Here is a 14,969-nt window from a genome sequence, read left to right on the forward strand (position 1 = left end):
AGTGCCGTCGCCAGTGCCAGGATGAAGGCGTTGCGTTTCGCAAGCCTGTCGCCGATGGCCAGGGCTTCGGGGGTTGAACTGGTCATGGCGGCTTCACGCGATCAGGAAAGTTGATCTCTCCGGCGGGGTGTCGGCACAAGAAGCGTGCTGCCGGTCATCGTTGCAGGAGAAGGGCCGTCTCAATAGCCCGCTTCGGTCCCTTTCGCCACCGATCCCGCGCCGTGCAGGCCTGCAGCCCGGGCATGAGCGCGCCGGCTTTGTGTCCGGAAGACATGCCGGAGGGCTTGGCAGACGTGTCCTGCGCTCCAGGTGCTTGCCTAGGGGAAGCCGTTGCTGTCCCCTCGCCGTCCCTTCTCGTTCCAGAGACCGTCATGAGCCAGCTCTTCTCGCCCTTCGCCATCGGCCCCGTGACCGTGCCCAACCGCATCGTCGTGGCGCCGATGTGCCAGTATTCCGCCGACGACGGCTGCATGAACGACTGGCATCTCCAGCACCTGATGAACCTCGCCATGTCCGGCGCCGGCATGGTGGTGGTCGAGGCGACGGCGGTCGAACGCATCGGGCGGATCACCCATGGCTGCGTCGGTCTCTACAGCGACGTCAACGAGCGGGCGATGCAGCGCGTCATTGACGCGGCGCGCGCTGTGGCTCTGCCGGGCACGACCTTAGGCATCCAGATCGCCCATGCCGGCCGCAAGGCCTCCTCGGAGCGCCCCTGGGAGGGCGGCGGACCGCTGAAGGACAATGCCGATCCCTGGCCGACGGTCGCCGCCTCGGCGACCGCCTTCGACGAGGGCTGGCACGTGCCGCGGGAAATGACCGGGCAGGACATGATGCGGATCGCGACGGCCTTCGTCGAGGCGGCGAAACGGGCCGTGCGCATAGGCTTCGACTCGGTCGAGCTGCACATGGCCCACGGCTATCTCCTGCACAACGTCATGAGCCCGCTGTCGAACACGCGGACCGACGGCTTCGGCGGCAGCCGCGAGAACCGCTTCGCCTGGCCGCTGTCGATCGCCGCGGCGGTCAAGGCGGCGGTGCCGGCCCATGTCGCCGTCGGTGCCCGCATCACCGGTCAGGACTGGACGGACGAAGGCCTGCAGGTGGCCGATGCGGTGGCGCTCGCGGCCGAGCTCAAGGCGGTCGGCCTCGACTTCATCTGCGTCTCGTCGGGCGGCGCGCATCCGCGCGTGCGGGTCCAGGTGAAGCCGGGCTACCAGGTGCCTTTCGCTGCAGCAGTGAAGGCGGGATCGGGGATCACCACCCGCGCCGTCGGGCTGATCAACACGGCGGTGCAGGCGGAGGATGTCGTCGCCACCGGCGCGGCGGATCTCGTCGCCATCGGCCGCGGCCTCCTCGACAATCCGCGCTGGGGCTGGCACGCGGCCGAAGAGCTCGGTGCCGAGCTCACCTACCCGCAGCAATATGCCCGCGTGACGAAGAGGCTCTGGCCGGGCGCGGCGCTGGCGCGGCCGAAATAGCCGCGGGCACGTCCGCCGCCGCCGCCATCCACACCCATCCCTTTGCTTCCGGCGCGCATGCGCCTATAAGGGCGCGCCCGTGAGGTCTTTCGGCCTCGCGGGTAACAGGCGTTTCCACAGGTCCGGCGGACTTGGGATCGCGACACGGACCCTTGAAGCGGATCCAAGACCCCGGCGCATGAGCACCGTCCTCATCCTCAACGGACCCAACCTCAACCTTCTCGGCACGCGCGAGCCCGCGATCTATGGATCGACCACGCTGGCCGACGTGGAGGCCCTGTGCCTTACCGAGGCGGCCAAGCACGGCCTTAACGCCGACTTCCGGCAGTCCAACCACGAGGGCGTCCTCGTCGACTGGATCCACGAGGCCGGCCGCGCTTATGCCGCCGGCACGCTGAAGGGCGTCATCTTCAATGCCGGTGCCTATACCCACACCTCGCTGGCGCTTGCCGACGCGACACGCGGGACCGGCATTCCGCTGATCGAGGTGCACATCACCAATGTCCACGCCCGCGAGGCGGTGCGGCATCATTCCTTCCTGTCACCCGTCGCGCGCGGCATCATCGTGGGGCTCGGCCCCATGGGATATGCGCTCGCCATCGCCGCCGTCGCGGCGCTTCCGGCCAAGGCGTAAGCGGTCTCCGCCGCGCCAAGCCACATGAGGGCCCTATGCTCAAAGGCAAATCTTCCATCGACACGGCGTTGATCCGCGAACTGGCGCAGGTTCTGGCCGATACCGATCTCACCGAGATCGAGATCGAGCTCGAGTCGCTGAAGATCCGCGTCGCCCGCCAGGTCACCGTCCATGCGACGGTGGCGGCCCCGGCGCCTTTCGCCGCCGCTCCGATGGCGCACGCCCAGGCCGCGCCGACGCTGGCGAGCGCCGTTCCCGCCGCCGACGACGACCCGCGCAAGCATCCCGGCGTCGTGCCCTCGCCGATGGTCGGCACCGCCTATCGCCGCCCGTCGCCTGATTCCAAGCCGCTGGTCGAGGTCGGCCAGGTCGTCAAGGAGGGCGAGCGCCTCTGCCTCATCGAGGCGATGAAGACCTTCAACGACATCGTCGCGCCGCGTTCCGGCACGGTGACGCGCATCCTGTTCGACGACGGCCGGCCGGTTGAATACGGCGAGCCGCTCATGATCATCGAGTGAGCAGCCCGATGTTCAACAAGGTGCTGATCGCCAACCGCGGTGAGATCGCGCTGCGCGTCCTGCGCGCATGCAAGGAACTCGACATCGCCACCGTCGCCGTCCATTCGACGGCCGACGCCGAGTCGATGCATGTGAAGCTCGCCGACGAGAGCGTGTGCATCGGCCCGCCCTCGGCGCGCGACAGCTATCTCCACATCCCGTCTCTGCTGGCGGCCTGCGAGATCACCGGCGCGGATGCCGTCCATCCCGGCTACGGGTTCCTGTCGGAGAACGCCCGGTTCGCTGAGATCCTCGCGAGCCACGGCATCACCTTCATCGGGCCCAAGGCGGAGCATATCCGCATCATGGGCGACAAGATCGAGGCCAAGCGCACCGCCAAGCGCCTCGGTATTCCCACGGTTCCCGGTTCCGAGGGCGGCATTTCCGACGACGAGGAGGCCCGTGCGGTCGCCGGCGAGATCGGCTTTCCCGTCATCATCAAGGCGGCCGCCGGTGGCGGCGGCCGCGGCATGAAGGTCGCGCGCTCGGCCGACGAACTCGAGGTCGCGCTGCAGACGGCCAAGACCGAGGCCAAGGCGGCCTTCGGCGACGATGCGGTCTATATCGAGAAATATCTCGGCAAGCCGCGCCATATCGAGATCCAGATCCTTGGCGACGGCCAGGGCAACGCCATCCATCTCGGCGAGCGCGACTGCTCGCTGCAGCGCCGGCACCAGAAGGTCTGGGAGGAAGGCCCCTCCCCGGTCATCACGCCCGCGCAGCGCGCCGAGATCGGCGGCGTCTGCGCCCGCGCCATGGCCGACATGGGCTATACCGGGGCCGGCACCATCGAGTTCCTCTATGAGGACGGCCAGTTCTTCTTCATCGAGATGAACACCCGCATCCAGGTCGAGCATCCGGTCACCGAGATGATCACCGGCGTCGACCTCGTCAACGAACAGATCCGCATCGCTGCGGGGCAGAAGCTGTCGCTGAAGCAGTCCGACATCGTCCTCGAGGGCCATGCCATCGAGTGCCGGATCAATGCGGAGAACCCCGCGACCTTCCGCCCCTCGCCCGGAAAGCTCAACCTGTTCCACCCGCCGGGCGGCATCGGCGTGCGCGTCGACAGCCACGCCTACCAGGGCTACACGATCCCGCCCTATTACGACTCGCTGGTCGGCAAGCTCATCGTCCACGGCCGTACCCGCACCGAGTGCCTGGCGCGCCTTCGACGCGCCCTCGACGAATTCGTGGTGGACGGCATCGAGACGACACTGCCGCTGTTCCGCACCCTCGTGCGCAACCCGTCCATCATCGCCGGCGAATACGACATCCATTGGCTGGAAAAGTTCCTGGCCGGGGAAGCCGCCAAGAACGCCTGAGGCGTCAGGCCCGCCACAGGCCCTTCAGCACCAGCGGCACTTCCTCGTAGGCACCGACAAGGGCGTGCGGCCGCGACCGCAGCAGCGCCTGCGGCGCGTGATAGCCCCAGGACACGCCGATTGCCGCGACGCCGGCGGCATGGGCCATGTCCATATCGTAGGTGGTATCGCCGATCATCACCGTGTCCTCAGGACGGGCACCGACCGCCGCCATGGCCTGTTCGATCATGGCGGGATGGGGTTTCGAGGGCGCATCGTCGGCGGTCTGGATCGTCGAGAAGCGGTCGAGCAGCCCGTGATGGGTCATGACGATGCGGACGCCGCGCTGCGACTTGCCGGTGGCGATGCCGAGCGCGATCTCACGCCCCGCCAGCCATTCCACCACCTCGCGTGCGCCCTCATAGAGCGGCTCGGCATGGCCCGGCTTCTGCCGCTGGGCATGGAAGGCGCCCTTGTAGGCTTCGACGAGCATCGGAATATCCGTGTCGTCGGCGCTCGTCAGCGCGGCGAAGGCTTCCGCGAGCGACAGCCCGACGATCGAGAGCGTCGCCTCGCGCGCGGGTGCCGGGCGCCCCAGTGAGGCGAAGGCCTCGTTCATGCAGGCGACGATGAGATGCTGGCTGTCGACGAGGGTGCCGTCGCAGTCGAAAATGACGAGTTTCACTGCGCAGGCGCTCCGCGGACCGGAGCGCCTTGTGGGTCATCCGCGCCTTCAGTTCAAGCGCCGAAGCGACAGGACCTGACAGCCATGCGGAATTCCGGCGTGCGCGGCATGTAGCCATGGGCGCGGACGGCATCGCGGCACTGGACGATGCGGGCGAGATCCGGCCGGCGCGCCTGCAGGCATGCGATCACCGCGCCGCGCACCTCGGGCCCACGATAGCCGCGGGCGCGGGCCTCCTGGCGGCACTGGAAGCGCTCGGCGCGCAGTTCGGGATTGCCGCGGCCCATGCCCGGTCCGGGACCATAGCCATAGGGCTGGGCGGCGAGCGGCGTGGTGGCGAGCAGCGCGAGCGTGCAGGCGAAGGCGAGGCGTTTCATGGCGATCTCCGGTCGACAGGCTTGGAGATCGACCGATGCAGCCGGGCCGCTGAACCCCGGCTGAAGGCGCCGTTCAGCCCTGGCGCCGCTCCAGCGTCTCGACCCGCGTCTCCAGCGCCGCGATGCGCTTCTCGGCGAGGTCGTTGGCCCGCCGCAGTTCACCGACAAGGTCCTTCATCGCCCGGCTGTCGCCGCCGCCCGGTACGGTGCGGATCACCCGGCGCGTCACCATGACGATGAGCACGAGGATGATCGCGAGCACCACCGCGGTGACATAGATCCAGCCGGTCAGGGACATCACTCCTCCGGCGACTCGACGATGGGATCGTAGTGCGACACGTCCCAGCCGAGCAGGTTGAAGGTCTGCTCCATATGGGGCGGCAGCGGCGCCGAGACGTCGATCGTGCCCTTACCGCGCGGATGCGGCACGACGAGACGGCGGGCGTGGAGATGCAGCTTGTGCTGGATGCCGCCGGGGATCTCCCAGTTCTCGACATCGAAATATTTGGGATCGCCGAGGATGGGATGGCCGATCTCGGCAGCGTGGACGCGCAACTGGTGGGTGCGGCCCGTCACCGGCTTCATCGACAGCCAGGACAGCTTCGTCGCCATCGTGTCGATGACGGCATAGTAGCTCACCGCATGGGTTGCGCCCTTGTCGCCATGCTTGGCGATGCGCATGAAGCTCTCGTCCTCGCGCTCTTCCTTGGCGAGATAGGTCGAGACACGGCCCTGCCGCGGCTTCGGCACGCCGGCGACGACGGCCCAGTAGATCTTGCGGGCGGAGCGGGTGCGGAAGGTCTTGGCGAGAGCGGCCGCGGCGAAGCGCGACTTGGCGACCAGCAGGCAGCCCGACGTGTCCTTGTCGAGGCGGTGGACGAGACGCGGGCGCTGGCCATCCTCGTCGGTGAGGACCGCGAGCATGCCGTCGAGGTGCTTCTTGGTTCCCGAACCGCCCTGTACCGCGAGCCCGGCGGGCTTCGACAGGACCATGACGTCGGCATCTTCATAGAGCGTGATGGAGGCGAGGAAGCCGGCGACGTCCTCGCCGACCTTGGCCGACATCGGCCGCGCCTGGTCGAGCTTCAGCGGCGGCACTCGCACCGCCTGGCCGGCCTCGATGCGGTCCTTGGTCTCGACGCGGCGGCCATTCACCCGCAGCTCGCCCTTGCGGACGATGCGCTGGATGTAGCTGAACGAGAGCTGCGGGAAGCGCGCGGCGAGAAAGCGGTCGACGCGCATGTCGGCCTCGTCCTCGGTGACCGTCAGGGTCTGGACGCCGGTCTGCAGCGTGTCGGTCGCGGCGGCCTTCAGTTCAGCGCGCGTCGGACCGGCGGGTGCCGCCACCGGCGCACGGCGCGGCGTGCGCGGCTCCGGGCGCATGTCGGTGCGGGAGTCCTCGCGCCGGGGTGCATTCTCGCGTGGAGATGCGTCTTCGCGCGGGGCGTCCCGACGCGGCGGGCGGGAGCGGGCGGGACGCTCGGTCGATCGTGCCGGGCGGCGCTCATCCGAATCCGGCTCGCGGCGCAGACCGCGCGGCTCCTGGATGGCATCGATGTCGATATCGGCCTCGGGCGCCCACGTCGCCTTGTCGAGGTCCCAGTCGTCGGACCGGCCACGGCGCGGCGATCCGTCGAAGGACCTGAGATCCATCGGCTCGCGCCGCACGCGTTCCCGGCGCGGACGCTCGGAGCGCTGCTCGTCGGCGCCATGGTCTTCCGGACGGCGCTCCTCGAAGCCGCGGTCATCGGTTCGCTCGAACGGCCGACGGCTGCGCACCGGACCACGGGGTGCGCGTTCGGCTTCGACAGCGAAGGCGGGACGCCTGGCCGGCGGACGGCTGCCGATGCGCGGACCTTCGGCAGCCGGCGCGGCACTCCGGCTGCGCGCCGGAGGCTTGCCCGGGCCTTTGCCTGGACCTTTGGCCGGACCCTTGAACGGCCCCTTGGCCGCACCCTTGGCCGCACCCTTGCCGCCGGAACGCTTGGCGCCGCGGTCCACCGGTCCGTGACCGGGCGGTTTGCCCCTGCCCTTCATGAGAAACTCCTGATGACGGCGAGGCCGACCGCGACGGATGCGATCGCGAGAACCACCGAAACCACCACATAGAGGGCGGCGGTCGCATAGTCACCCCGCTCGATTAGCGTCATGGCATCGAGCGAGAAGGCGGAGAAGGTGGTGAAGCCGCCGAGAATGCCGGTAATGAGGAACAGGCGCAGCTCCTGGCTCCACGGCAGCGAGACTCGGAAGGCGAACCAGCCGGCGATCAGGCCGATGGCGAGACCGCCGACGACATTGACGATCAGCGTGCCGGCTGGGAAATTCGGTCCGAAGGCCTTCAGGGACCAGATATTGACGCCATGGCGTGCCGCGCCACCGATTCCGGAGCCGAGAAAGACGAGGAGAAGCTTGGTCATGCGCCAAGGGTTAACGGATGTCGGCAGCGTCGTGAAGCGTCAGCCGCCGCGCTCGCGCCTGAGCTTCGCCCACCATTCCATGCGCTTTGATATCTCGCGCTCGAAGCCGCGCTCGACAGGCCTGTAGAACGACTGCCGCCCCAGGGCGTCCGGCCAGTAGTCCTGGCCGGAAAAGGCGTCGGGCTCGTCGTGGTCATAGCGATAGCCGTCGCCGTAGCCCTCGGACTTCATGAGCTTGGTGGGCGCATTGAGGATGGTCTTCGGCGGCGTCAGGCTGCCGCGCTCCTTGGCCAGCGACAGAGCCGCCTTCCAGGCGGTATAGGCGGCGTTGGATTTCGGCGCGGTCGCGACATAGATGACGGCATTGGCGAGCGCCAGTTCGCCCTCGGGGCTGCCGAGGAAGTCGTAGGCGTCCTTGGCGGCATTGGCGACGACGAGGGCCTGCGGATCGGCGAGGCCGATATCCTCCACGGCCATGCGGACGACGCGGCGGGCTATGAAGAGCGGGTTCTCGCCGGCATCCAGCATGCGCGCGAGATAGTAGAGTGCCGCGTCGGGGTCAGAGCCGCGCACCGTCTTGTGCAGCGCGGAGATGAGGTTGTAGTGGCCCTCTTGCGCCTTGTCGTAGATCGGCGCCCGGCGCTGGACGATCTCCGACAGGCCGGCGGTATCGAAGACCTCGCCCGCGGCGGCGGCCCGCCAGACCTCTTCCGCCAGCGTCAGGATGGCCCGGCCGTCGCCGTCCGCCATGCGCACCAGGGCGAGGCGGGCATCGGCATCGAGCGGCAGCGCCTTGGCCTCGAGCGCCTCGGCGCGGGCCAGCAGCTTCTCCAGCGCGTCGTCGTCGAGCGAACGGAAGGTCAGCACGCGGGCGCGGGAGAGGAGCGCCGCATTGAGCTCGAAGGAGGGGTTTTCCGTCGTCGCGCCGACGAGCGTCACGGTGCCGTCCTCGACGACAGGGAGGAAGGCGTCCTGCTGCGAGCGGTTGAAGCGGTGGATCTCGTCGACGAAGAGCAGCGTGCCGCGGCCCTGCACCCGCCGGCCGCGGGCCTGTTCGAAGACCTTCTTCAGGTCGGCGACACCGGTGAAGATGGCGGAGACCTGCTCGAAGGCGAGATCGGTCTCGCCGGCGAGCAGCCGCGCCACCGTCGTCTTGCCGGTGCCGGGGGGGCCCCAGAAGACGAGGGACCCGAGGGAGCGCGTGCGCAGGAGCCGCGTCAGCGCGCCGTCGGGGCCGGTCAGGTGTTCCTGGCCGGCGACCTCGGCCAGGGTCTGCGGGCGGAGACGGTCGGCGAGCGGGCGCGGCGCCTTGGGATCGGGGCCCGCAGCCTCGAAGAGGTCCACGGCCCTCAGCCGCCCATCATGGAATTGATGATCTGGCCGCCGCGGTCGATCTGGAAGCGCCAGAGTCGGGCGCGCTGGGCTGTGGCGTCGCGCAGGTCGGCCGGCGTCTTGATCTCGCGGCCGTTGACGACGAGCACGACGTCGCCGGGCTGGAGACCCACCTGCCCGGCTGCCGAGGACGGCTCGATCGCCATGACGACGACGCCGTCGGTGCGATGGGCGACGCGCAGTTCGTCCGCCATGCCGGGGGCGAGCGTCGCGACGCGGGCGCCGGCGAAGGGCGAGGGTCCGGCGAGAGTGATGGCGTCCTGCCCGCCGGGCGGCGCGGGCTCCAGCGCCACCGGTACGACGAGATTGCGGCCGTTGCGGGTGACGGCGATGCTGGCCATGCCGCCGATCGGCTTGACGCCGAAGCGATAACCGAAACCGTCGGGGTCCTCGACCGCCTGGCCGTCGACGGCGGTGATCAGGTCGCCGGTGCGCATGCCGGCCCTGGCGGCGGGCGAATTCGTCACCACCGATACGACGAGCGCCCCGGTCGGCCGGGCGAGCCTGAGGCTCTCGGCGACATCGGCGGTGACGGTCTGCAGGCGACCGCCGAACCAGGGCCGCTGCACGGTCTGGCTGCCGGACCTGGCCGATTCCACCACGAGGCGGACGAGCGCCGTGGGGATGGCGAAGCCGATGCCGTGGCTGCCGCCGGAGCGCGAGAAGATCGCCGTGTTGACGCCGATGAGGCGGCCGGACATGTCGACCAATGCGCCGCCGGAATTGCCAGGATTGATGGCCGCGTCGGTCTGCACGAAGGACTGGTAGTCGGCGACGCCGACCTGCGTGCGGGCGAGAGCCGAGATGATGCCCTGGGTCACCGTCTGGCCGACGCCGAAGGGGTTGCCGATGGCGAGGACGATGTCGCCGACCTCGAGCCCGTCGGACTCGCCGATGTCGATCACCGCGAGATCCGCGGGCGGGCTCTTCAGCTTCAGTACGGCGAGGTCGGTGCGCGGGTCGCGCAGGACGATGTCGACCTCGAACTCGCGCCGGTCGGCCAGCGCGATCTTCACCTCCGTCATGTTCTGGATGACGTGGTTGTTGGTGATGACGAGGCCGGAGCGATCGACGATGACGCCGGACCCGAGGGAGCGGGCGACCTCGGCACGTCCCGGCCCCTGTTGTCCGCCCTGCCCGCCGCGGTCGCCGAAGAAGCGGCGGAAGATCGGATCGTCGAAGAACGGGTGAGCCTGGACCTGCTCGACGCGCGCGCCATAGACGTTGACCACGGCGGGTGCGGCGCGCTTCACGACGGGCGCGAAGGACATCTGCAACTCGGTGCGGCTCTGCGGCGCCTGGCGCTGGGCCGATGCCGGCGAGGTGGCGAGGGCCGCGAGAGCGGCGGCGAGGGCGAGGACGGTGAGTCTGGTCATGGGTACAATATAGCGACCGAGCCGCCGTCCCGGAAGGGAATGCAGGCGGCCGATGCATTCCCGCGGATTGACCGGGTTTCAGCCAGCGACCACCTTCGCGTCCGGGGAAACGCGGAGACCGCCATGACGCCGATCGACTTTGCCGCCGGAAATTATCGCTACGTGCCGAGCGTGTTCCAGTATTCCGCCGGCGCCGCGGCCCTGCCCGGCCATCACGTCGAGCGGGTGATGTTCCGCCAGCCGGTGCCGCTGAAGCAGGGCTTTGCCCGCATCGCCGGGATTATCCAGACAGCTGGCCGGCCGCTGACCGCCTTCTGTGCCTGCGAGTTGCGCTCGCCCGCCCCCTTCGACGATGCCGGCTTCAAGGCCTTCAACGAGGTTTATGTCGGCACGCTGGCCGAATGGGGCATCTACGACCCCGCGACCAAGGCCAATCCCGTCGCCCGCTCCAATGTCTGTCCCGAGATCGGCGGCCCGCCGGAGCCGTCCTTCCACGCCTTTTCCTATATTGCCGCAGGCGATGCCGGCGTGCCGCAATTCGTCATTTCCGGGTCCGGCGAGGCCCGCGAAGGCTCCGGACCCTATGCCGAACGCATCGTCCGCCTCAACGACACCAGCGCGCCGGGCTTGCGCGAGAAGGGCGTCTTCGTGCTGGAGCAGATGGAAAAGCGCATGGCAGCCTTCGGGCACGGCTGGCCGGCAACGACCGCGACGCAGGTCTATTGCGTGCACGACATCCACCCCTTCCTCGCCGATGAGATCGTCCGGCGCGGGGCGGCGCGCTCCGGCCTGACCTGGCATTTCAACCGGCCCCCGGTCGTTGGGCTCGACTACGAGATGGATTGCCGGAGCGTCGCCGTCGAGCGCAGTCTGTGAGGCCTGCCGGCACCGGGACCTGGCAGGGTTTCTTCGCCCCCGTCCTCGCCGGCTATTGCGGCCTGCTCATCGGGGTCGGCATGGGGCGCTTCGGCTATCCCCCGCTCATCCCCGCCATGGTCGAGGCGGGATGGGCGAGCCCGACGACGCTGCATCTCGCCGGTGCCTTCAACCTCGCCGGCTATATCGTCGGCGCGGGAACGGCGCTGGCGTGCGCGCGCAGCCTCGGGGTCCGGCCGGCCATCGCGCTTGCCGCGGCGCTGGCCGTGCTCGCTTTCGCGGTCTCGGCGATTCCCCTGCCGGCCTGGGCCTTCATCGCGCTCAGGGCGCTGTCGGGAGCAACCGGCGGCGTGCTGATGATCGTCATCCCGCCGGTGGTCGCCAATGTCGTGGCGCCCTCGCATCGCGGCCGGGCCAACGGCCTCGCCTTTGCCGGGGTCGGCACGGGTTTCGTCCTGTCGGGAACGGCGGTGCCGGCCTTCGCCGCCGGCGGGCCGGCCGCCGCCTGGCTCGCCCTCGCAGCGGCGCTGGCGATTGCCAGCATCGTAATGATGACCTTGCTGCCGCGCTCGGCTCCGCCGGTCGCCGCCAATCGCAACGATCCCGCCCCCGCCTGGCGCCGCGATCCGGCTTTTTTCGGCCTGGCTGCAGCCTATTGCGGCGCCGCGGCGGGCTATGTGCCGCATACGATCTTCTTCGTCGACCACGTGGCGCGCGATCTCGGCTTCGGCCTGGCGGTGGGAGGGTGGATCTGGGTGGCGGCGGGCATCACCGCCGTCCTCGCCCCGATGGTGGCGGGACTTGCCGCCGACCGGTTCGGCTACGCGCCGGTGCTGCGCGTCATCGTCGCGCTGATGGCGATCGGCGCGGCCATTCCCGCGCTCACCCACGACCTCGTCCTGCTGACGCTGTCGGCCATGATGGCCGGCGGGCTGATGATCGGGCTCGGCTCATCCACCTCCGGGCGCACCCGCGAGATCGTCGGACCGGCCGCCCACACCGCAGCCTGGGCGCTGCAAACGGTCGCCTTCGCGGTCGTGCAGGCCGCCGCGGCCTACGGCTTCACGGCGATCCTTGCCGCCACCGGCAGCCATGCCCTGGTCTTCGCACTGGCCGGAGCGATCATCGCCTGCGGCCTCGCCACCGAACTCGTGACGGCCCGGCGACCACGACCGGCCTGATATCCGTTCCGCGACCGCAAAACGCAAAAGGGCGACCCTGCGGCCGCCCCATGCACCGACGCACCACGCCGGGTGCGCCCTATCTCTGTTCGACAGAGGATCAGGCCGCAGCCTGCTCCTGCTGCTTCGCCTGGACCGGACCGGAGTCCTTGCCCTTGGCATCGACGTCGCGGTCGACGAACTCGATCACCGCCACCGGCGCATTGTCGCCGTAGCGGAAGCCCGCCTTCAGCACGCGGGTGTAGCCACCCTGGCGCGACTGGTAGCGGGGGCCGAGAACCTCGAAGAGCTTCTTGACCATGCCGAGATCGCGGATCTGCGAGATCGCCTGACGGCGGGCGTGCAGGTCGCCGCGCTTGCCGAGCGTCACCAGCTTTTCGACGATCGGACGCAGGTCCTTCGCCTTCGGCAGGGTGGTGACGATCTGTTCGTGCTTGATCAGCGCAGCGCACATGTTGGCGAACATCGCCTGACGATGCTCGGCCGTGCGGTTGAACTTACGGTGGGCTTTGCCGTGACGCATCGCCTTGTCCTCCGGTGGATCGCGGACCTCACGGTCGGCGAGAATTGAAAATCAGTAATGGTCCTCGAAGCGCTTGGCGAGCTCTTCGATATTCTCCGGCGGCCAGCCCGTAACCTCCATGCCGAGGTGGAGGCCCATCTGGGCAAGCACTTCCTTGATCTCGTTCAGCGACTTGCGGCCGAAGTTCGGAGTGCGGAGCATTTCCGCCTCGGTCTTCTGGATCAGGTCGCCGATATAGACGATGTTGTCGTTCTTCAGGCAGTTGGCCGAGCGGACCGAAAGCTCCAGCTCGTCGACCTTCTTCAGCAGCGCCGGGTTGAACGCCAGATCCGGGATCGACTCCTGGACGACTTCCTTGCGCGGCTCCTCGAAGTTGACGAAGATCTCCAGCTGGTCCTGCAGGATGCGCGCGGCATAGGCGATCGCATCCTCCGGCGAGACCGAACCGTTGGTCTCCACCGTCAGGGTCAGCTTGTCGTAGTCGAGCACCTGACCTTCGCGGGTCGGCGAGACCTGATAGGACACCTTCTTGACCGGCGAGTAGAGGCTGTCGACCGGAATGAGGCCGATCGGCGCATCCTCGGCGCGGTTTTTCTCGGAGGGCACGTAGCCCTTGCCGGTGTCGACGGTGAATTCCATGCGGATCGAGGCACCTTCGTCGAGGGTGCAGATCACGAGTTCCGGGTTGAGGACCACGACGTCGCCGACGGTCTGGATATCGCCGGCGGTGACGACGCCCGGGCCTTCCTTGCGCACGACCATGCGCTTGGGGCCGTCGCCCTGCATCTTGATCGCGATGTCCTTGATGTTCAGGACGATGTCGGTGACGTCCTCGCGGACACCCGGGATCGACGAGAACTCATGGAGCACGCCATCGATCTGGACGGCAGAGACGGCGGCGCCCTGGAGCGAGGACAGGAGGACGCGACGAAGGGCATTGCCCAGCGTGACGCCGAAGCCGCGCTCGAGGGGCTCGGCCGTGGCGGTGGCCACGCGCTTGGGATCATCGCCGGGAACGATGTGGAGCTTCTCCGGCTTGATCAGTTCCTGCCAGTTCTTCTGAATCACGGGTTCTTACCTTCGCTTGGATCTGGCCGCTGTCTCGTCCCCTGCAGGACCCTGACGACCGGTTCCCCTCGCCTCACGGCGGGGGGCGGAAAACCGAGGACCGCCACAGGCCGGCCTCCGATTGCGAGAAGTGCGAGAGCTCAGACGCGACGGCGCTTGCGCGGCCGGCAGCCATTGTGCGGGATCGGCGTCACGTCGCGGATGGAGGTGACGGTGAAGCCGGCGGCCTGGAGGGCGCGCAGGGCCGATTCCCGACCCGAACCGGGACCCGACACCTCGACCTCGACGGTGCGCATGCCATGCTCGCTGGCCTTGCGGGCAGCGTCCTCGGCGGCGACCTGGGCGGCGTAGGGGGTCGACTTGCGCGAACCCTTGAAGCCCATCGTGCCCGACGAGGACCAGGCGATGGTGTTGCCCTGGGCGTCGGTGATGGTGATCATCGTGTTGTTGAACGATGCGTTCACATGGCAGACGCCGGAGGCGATGTTCTTTCGCTCGCGGCGGCGAACGCGGTTGGCTTCCTTGGCCATATTCTAGTCCTTGTCCTTCAGGCGCGCCCGTAATGCCAGGCGCTCGGGAAACGAGCCGGAGCGCGAGAAGCGCCCCGGGTCACAATCACTTCTTCTTGCCGGCGATCGCCTTGGCCGGACCCTTGCGGGTGCGGGCGTTGGTGTGCGTGCGCTGGCCGCGGACCGGCAGGCCCTTGCGGTGGCGCAGGCCACGATAGCAGCCGAGGTCCATGAGACGCTTGATGTTCATGGAGACTTCGCGGCGAAGGTCGCCCTCGACCATGTAGTCACGGTCGATGGCCTCGCGGACGGCCAGGATTTCCTGGTCGGTCAGCTGATTCACGCGGCGCTCGGCCGGGATCTTGACCTTTTCGCAGATCTCGCCGGCAAATTTCGCGCCGATGCCGTGAATGTATTGCAGCGCGATGACGACGCGCTTGTTGGTCGGGATGTTGACACCCGCGATACGAGCCATATCTCGTCTCCATGTGAACCGCGTTGCCGCGGAGAGAAATGAACCCATGCGCCGGTGGAGGCCGGCCCTTGCATGGTTGTCCTTGAAACGGTTCGATCCGCCTGCACTGCAGAC

17 protein-coding genes are annotated in these 14,969 nt (G+C 68.6%); 6 read left to right on the top strand and 11 right to left on the bottom strand.

Going from position 1 to position 14,969, the window contains the following annotated elements:
• Positions 1–371 precede the first annotated feature (371 nt).
• The 4 genes from Q8O26_RS11515 to accC all read left to right on the top strand — a co-directional run bounded on the left by Q8O26_RS11515 (position 372) and on the right by accC (position 3,997).
• Positions 372–1,481 carry an NADH:flavin oxidoreductase/NADH oxidase gene (locus Q8O26_RS11515; RefSeq protein WP_305575701.1) on the top strand — a complete coding sequence of 370 codons (1,110 nt, stop codon included), beginning with the start codon at positions 372–374 and terminating at the stop codon, positions 1,479–1,481.
• A gap of 178 nt (positions 1,482–1,659) precedes the next feature.
• On the top strand, positions 1,660–2,115 hold the full coding sequence (gene aroQ / locus Q8O26_RS11520; protein WP_305575703.1) for a type II 3-dehydroquinate dehydratase: 456 nt from the start codon (positions 1,660–1,662) through the stop codon (positions 2,113–2,115).
• 35 nt (positions 2,116–2,150) lie between these two features.
• Entirely contained in the window at positions 2,151–2,633 is a 483-nt protein-coding gene (gene accB / locus Q8O26_RS11525; RefSeq protein WP_305575705.1) for an acetyl-CoA carboxylase biotin carboxyl carrier protein, read from the top strand.
• Positions 2,634–2,641: 8 nt separating this feature from the next.
• Entirely contained in the window at positions 2,642–3,997 is a 1,356-nt protein-coding gene (gene accC / locus Q8O26_RS11530) for an acetyl-CoA carboxylase biotin carboxylase subunit (protein ID WP_305575761.1), read from the top strand.
• A gap of 4 nt (positions 3,998–4,001) precedes the next feature.
• Here accC and Q8O26_RS11535 read toward each other — a convergent pair whose 3' ends face one another.
• The 7 genes from Q8O26_RS11535 to Q8O26_RS11565 form a co-directional block, all read right to left on the bottom strand.
• Positions 4,002–4,661 (bottom strand): HAD-IA family hydrolase, encoded by a 660-nt coding sequence (locus Q8O26_RS11535; RefSeq protein WP_305575707.1) that lies wholly within the window; start codon positions 4,659–4,661, stop codon positions 4,002–4,004.
• A 53-nt stretch (positions 4,662–4,714) separates the two neighbouring features.
• Positions 4,715–5,038 (bottom strand): hypothetical protein, encoded by a 324-nt coding sequence (locus tag Q8O26_RS11540; protein WP_305575709.1) that lies wholly within the window; start codon positions 5,036–5,038, stop codon positions 4,715–4,717.
• 73 nt (positions 5,039–5,111) lie between these two features.
• Positions 5,112–5,336 (bottom strand): hypothetical protein, encoded by a 225-nt coding sequence (locus Q8O26_RS11545; protein ID WP_305575711.1) that lies wholly within the window; start codon positions 5,334–5,336, stop codon positions 5,112–5,114.
• Positions 5,336–6,691, bottom strand: a complete 1,356-nt coding sequence (locus Q8O26_RS11550) for an RluA family pseudouridine synthase (protein WP_305575763.1) — start codon at positions 6,689–6,691, stop codon at positions 5,336–5,338. Before Q8O26_RS11550 ends, Q8O26_RS11545 begins: the two co-directional genes overlap by 1 nt.
• Positions 6,692–7,071: 380 nt before the next feature.
• Positions 7,072–7,455, bottom strand: coding sequence for a fluoride efflux transporter CrcB (gene crcB, locus Q8O26_RS11555; protein ID WP_305575713.1), 384 nt, complete (start codon positions 7,453–7,455; stop codon positions 7,072–7,074).
• A gap of 39 nt (positions 7,456–7,494) precedes the next feature.
• Positions 7,495–8,799, bottom strand: a complete 1,305-nt coding sequence (locus Q8O26_RS11560; protein WP_305575715.1) for a replication-associated recombination protein A — start codon at positions 8,797–8,799, stop codon at positions 7,495–7,497.
• Between the two features lie 5 nt (positions 8,800–8,804).
• Positions 8,805–10,223: a Do family serine endopeptidase gene (locus tag Q8O26_RS11565; protein ID WP_305575717.1), complete on the bottom strand. Its 1,419-nt coding sequence runs from the start codon at positions 10,221–10,223 to the stop codon at positions 8,805–8,807.
• Between the two features lie 123 nt (positions 10,224–10,346).
• Here Q8O26_RS11565 and Q8O26_RS11570 point away from each other — a divergent pair, with 123 nt between their 5' ends.
• Both Q8O26_RS11570 and Q8O26_RS11575 read left to right on the top strand, forming a co-directional pair.
• Positions 10,347–11,099 carry a hypothetical protein gene (locus Q8O26_RS11570; protein WP_305575719.1) on the top strand — a complete coding sequence of 251 codons (753 nt, stop codon included), beginning with the start codon at positions 10,347–10,349 and terminating at the stop codon, positions 11,097–11,099.
• On the top strand, positions 11,096–12,280 hold the full coding sequence (locus tag Q8O26_RS11575) for a YbfB/YjiJ family MFS transporter (RefSeq protein ID WP_305575721.1): 1,185 nt from the start codon (positions 11,096–11,098) through the stop codon (positions 12,278–12,280). The genes Q8O26_RS11570 and Q8O26_RS11575 overlap by 4 nt, the downstream gene beginning before the upstream one ends.
• 100 nt (positions 12,281–12,380) lie before the next feature.
• On the opposite strand, the gene rplQ is transcribed toward Q8O26_RS11575, so the two are convergent.
• From rplQ to rpsM, 4 genes are all read right to left on the bottom strand, one after another.
• Positions 12,381–12,803 carry a 50S ribosomal protein L17 gene (gene rplQ / locus Q8O26_RS11580; protein WP_305575723.1) on the bottom strand — a complete coding sequence of 141 codons (423 nt, stop codon included), beginning with the start codon at positions 12,801–12,803 and terminating at the stop codon, positions 12,381–12,383.
• A gap of 51 nt (positions 12,804–12,854) precedes the next feature.
• Positions 12,855–13,871, bottom strand: coding sequence for a DNA-directed RNA polymerase subunit alpha (locus Q8O26_RS11585; protein WP_305575724.1), 1,017 nt, complete (start codon positions 13,869–13,871; stop codon positions 12,855–12,857).
• Positions 13,872–14,011: 140 nt separating this feature from the next.
• Entirely contained in the window at positions 14,012–14,401 is a 390-nt protein-coding gene (gene rpsK, locus Q8O26_RS11590; protein WP_296570707.1) for a 30S ribosomal protein S11, read from the bottom strand.
• Between the two features lie 85 nt (positions 14,402–14,486).
• A complete protein-coding gene (rpsM, locus tag Q8O26_RS11595) occupies positions 14,487–14,855 on the bottom strand; it encodes a 30S ribosomal protein S13 (protein ID WP_305575726.1) in 369 nt (122 codons plus the stop codon).
• Positions 14,856–14,969: the final 114 nt, after the last annotated feature.

It is taken from the genome of Phreatobacter sp. (assembly GCF_030691135.1).
Lineage (GTDB): Bacteria > Pseudomonadota > Alphaproteobacteria > Rhizobiales > Phreatobacteraceae > Phreatobacter.

Coding starts and splice junctions, on each gene's coding strand:
- crcB (WP_305575713.1), bottom strand. CDS start 7,455: ATGACCAAGCTTCTCCTCGTCTTTCTCGGCTCCGGAATCGGTGGCGCG.
- Q8O26_RS11570 (WP_305575719.1), top strand. CDS start 10,347: ATGACGCCGATCGACTTTGCCGCCGGAAATTATCGCTACGTGCCGAGC.
- Q8O26_RS11545 (WP_305575711.1), bottom strand. CDS start 5,336: ATGTCCCTGACCGGCTGGATCTATGTCACCGCGGTGGTGCTCGCGATC.
- accC (WP_305575761.1), top strand. CDS start 2,642: ATGTTCAACAAGGTGCTGATCGCCAACCGCGGTGAGATCGCGCTGCGC.
- Q8O26_RS11565 (WP_305575717.1), bottom strand. CDS start 10,223: ATGACCAGACTCACCGTCCTCGCCCTCGCCGCCGCTCTCGCGGCCCTC.
- rpsM (WP_305575726.1), bottom strand. CDS start 14,855: ATGGCTCGTATCGCGGGTGTCAACATCCCGACCAACAAGCGCGTCGTC.
- Q8O26_RS11550 (WP_305575763.1), bottom strand. CDS start 6,691: ATGGATCTCAGGTCCTTCGACGGATCGCCGCGCCGTGGCCGGTCCGAC.
- accB (WP_305575705.1), top strand. CDS start 2,151: ATGCTCAAAGGCAAATCTTCCATCGACACGGCGTTGATCCGCGAACTG.
- Q8O26_RS11515 (WP_305575701.1), top strand. CDS start 372: ATGAGCCAGCTCTTCTCGCCCTTCGCCATCGGCCCCGTGACCGTGCCC.
- rplQ (WP_305575723.1), bottom strand. CDS start 12,803: ATGCGTCACGGCAAAGCCCACCGTAAGTTCAACCGCACGGCCGAGCAT.
- aroQ (WP_305575703.1), top strand. CDS start 1,660: ATGAGCACCGTCCTCATCCTCAACGGACCCAACCTCAACCTTCTCGGC.
- rpsK (WP_296570707.1), bottom strand. CDS start 14,401: ATGGCCAAGGAAGCCAACCGCGTTCGCCGCCGCGAGCGAAAGAACATC.
- Q8O26_RS11540 (WP_305575709.1), bottom strand. CDS start 5,038: ATGAAACGCCTCGCCTTCGCCTGCACGCTCGCGCTGCTCGCCACCACG.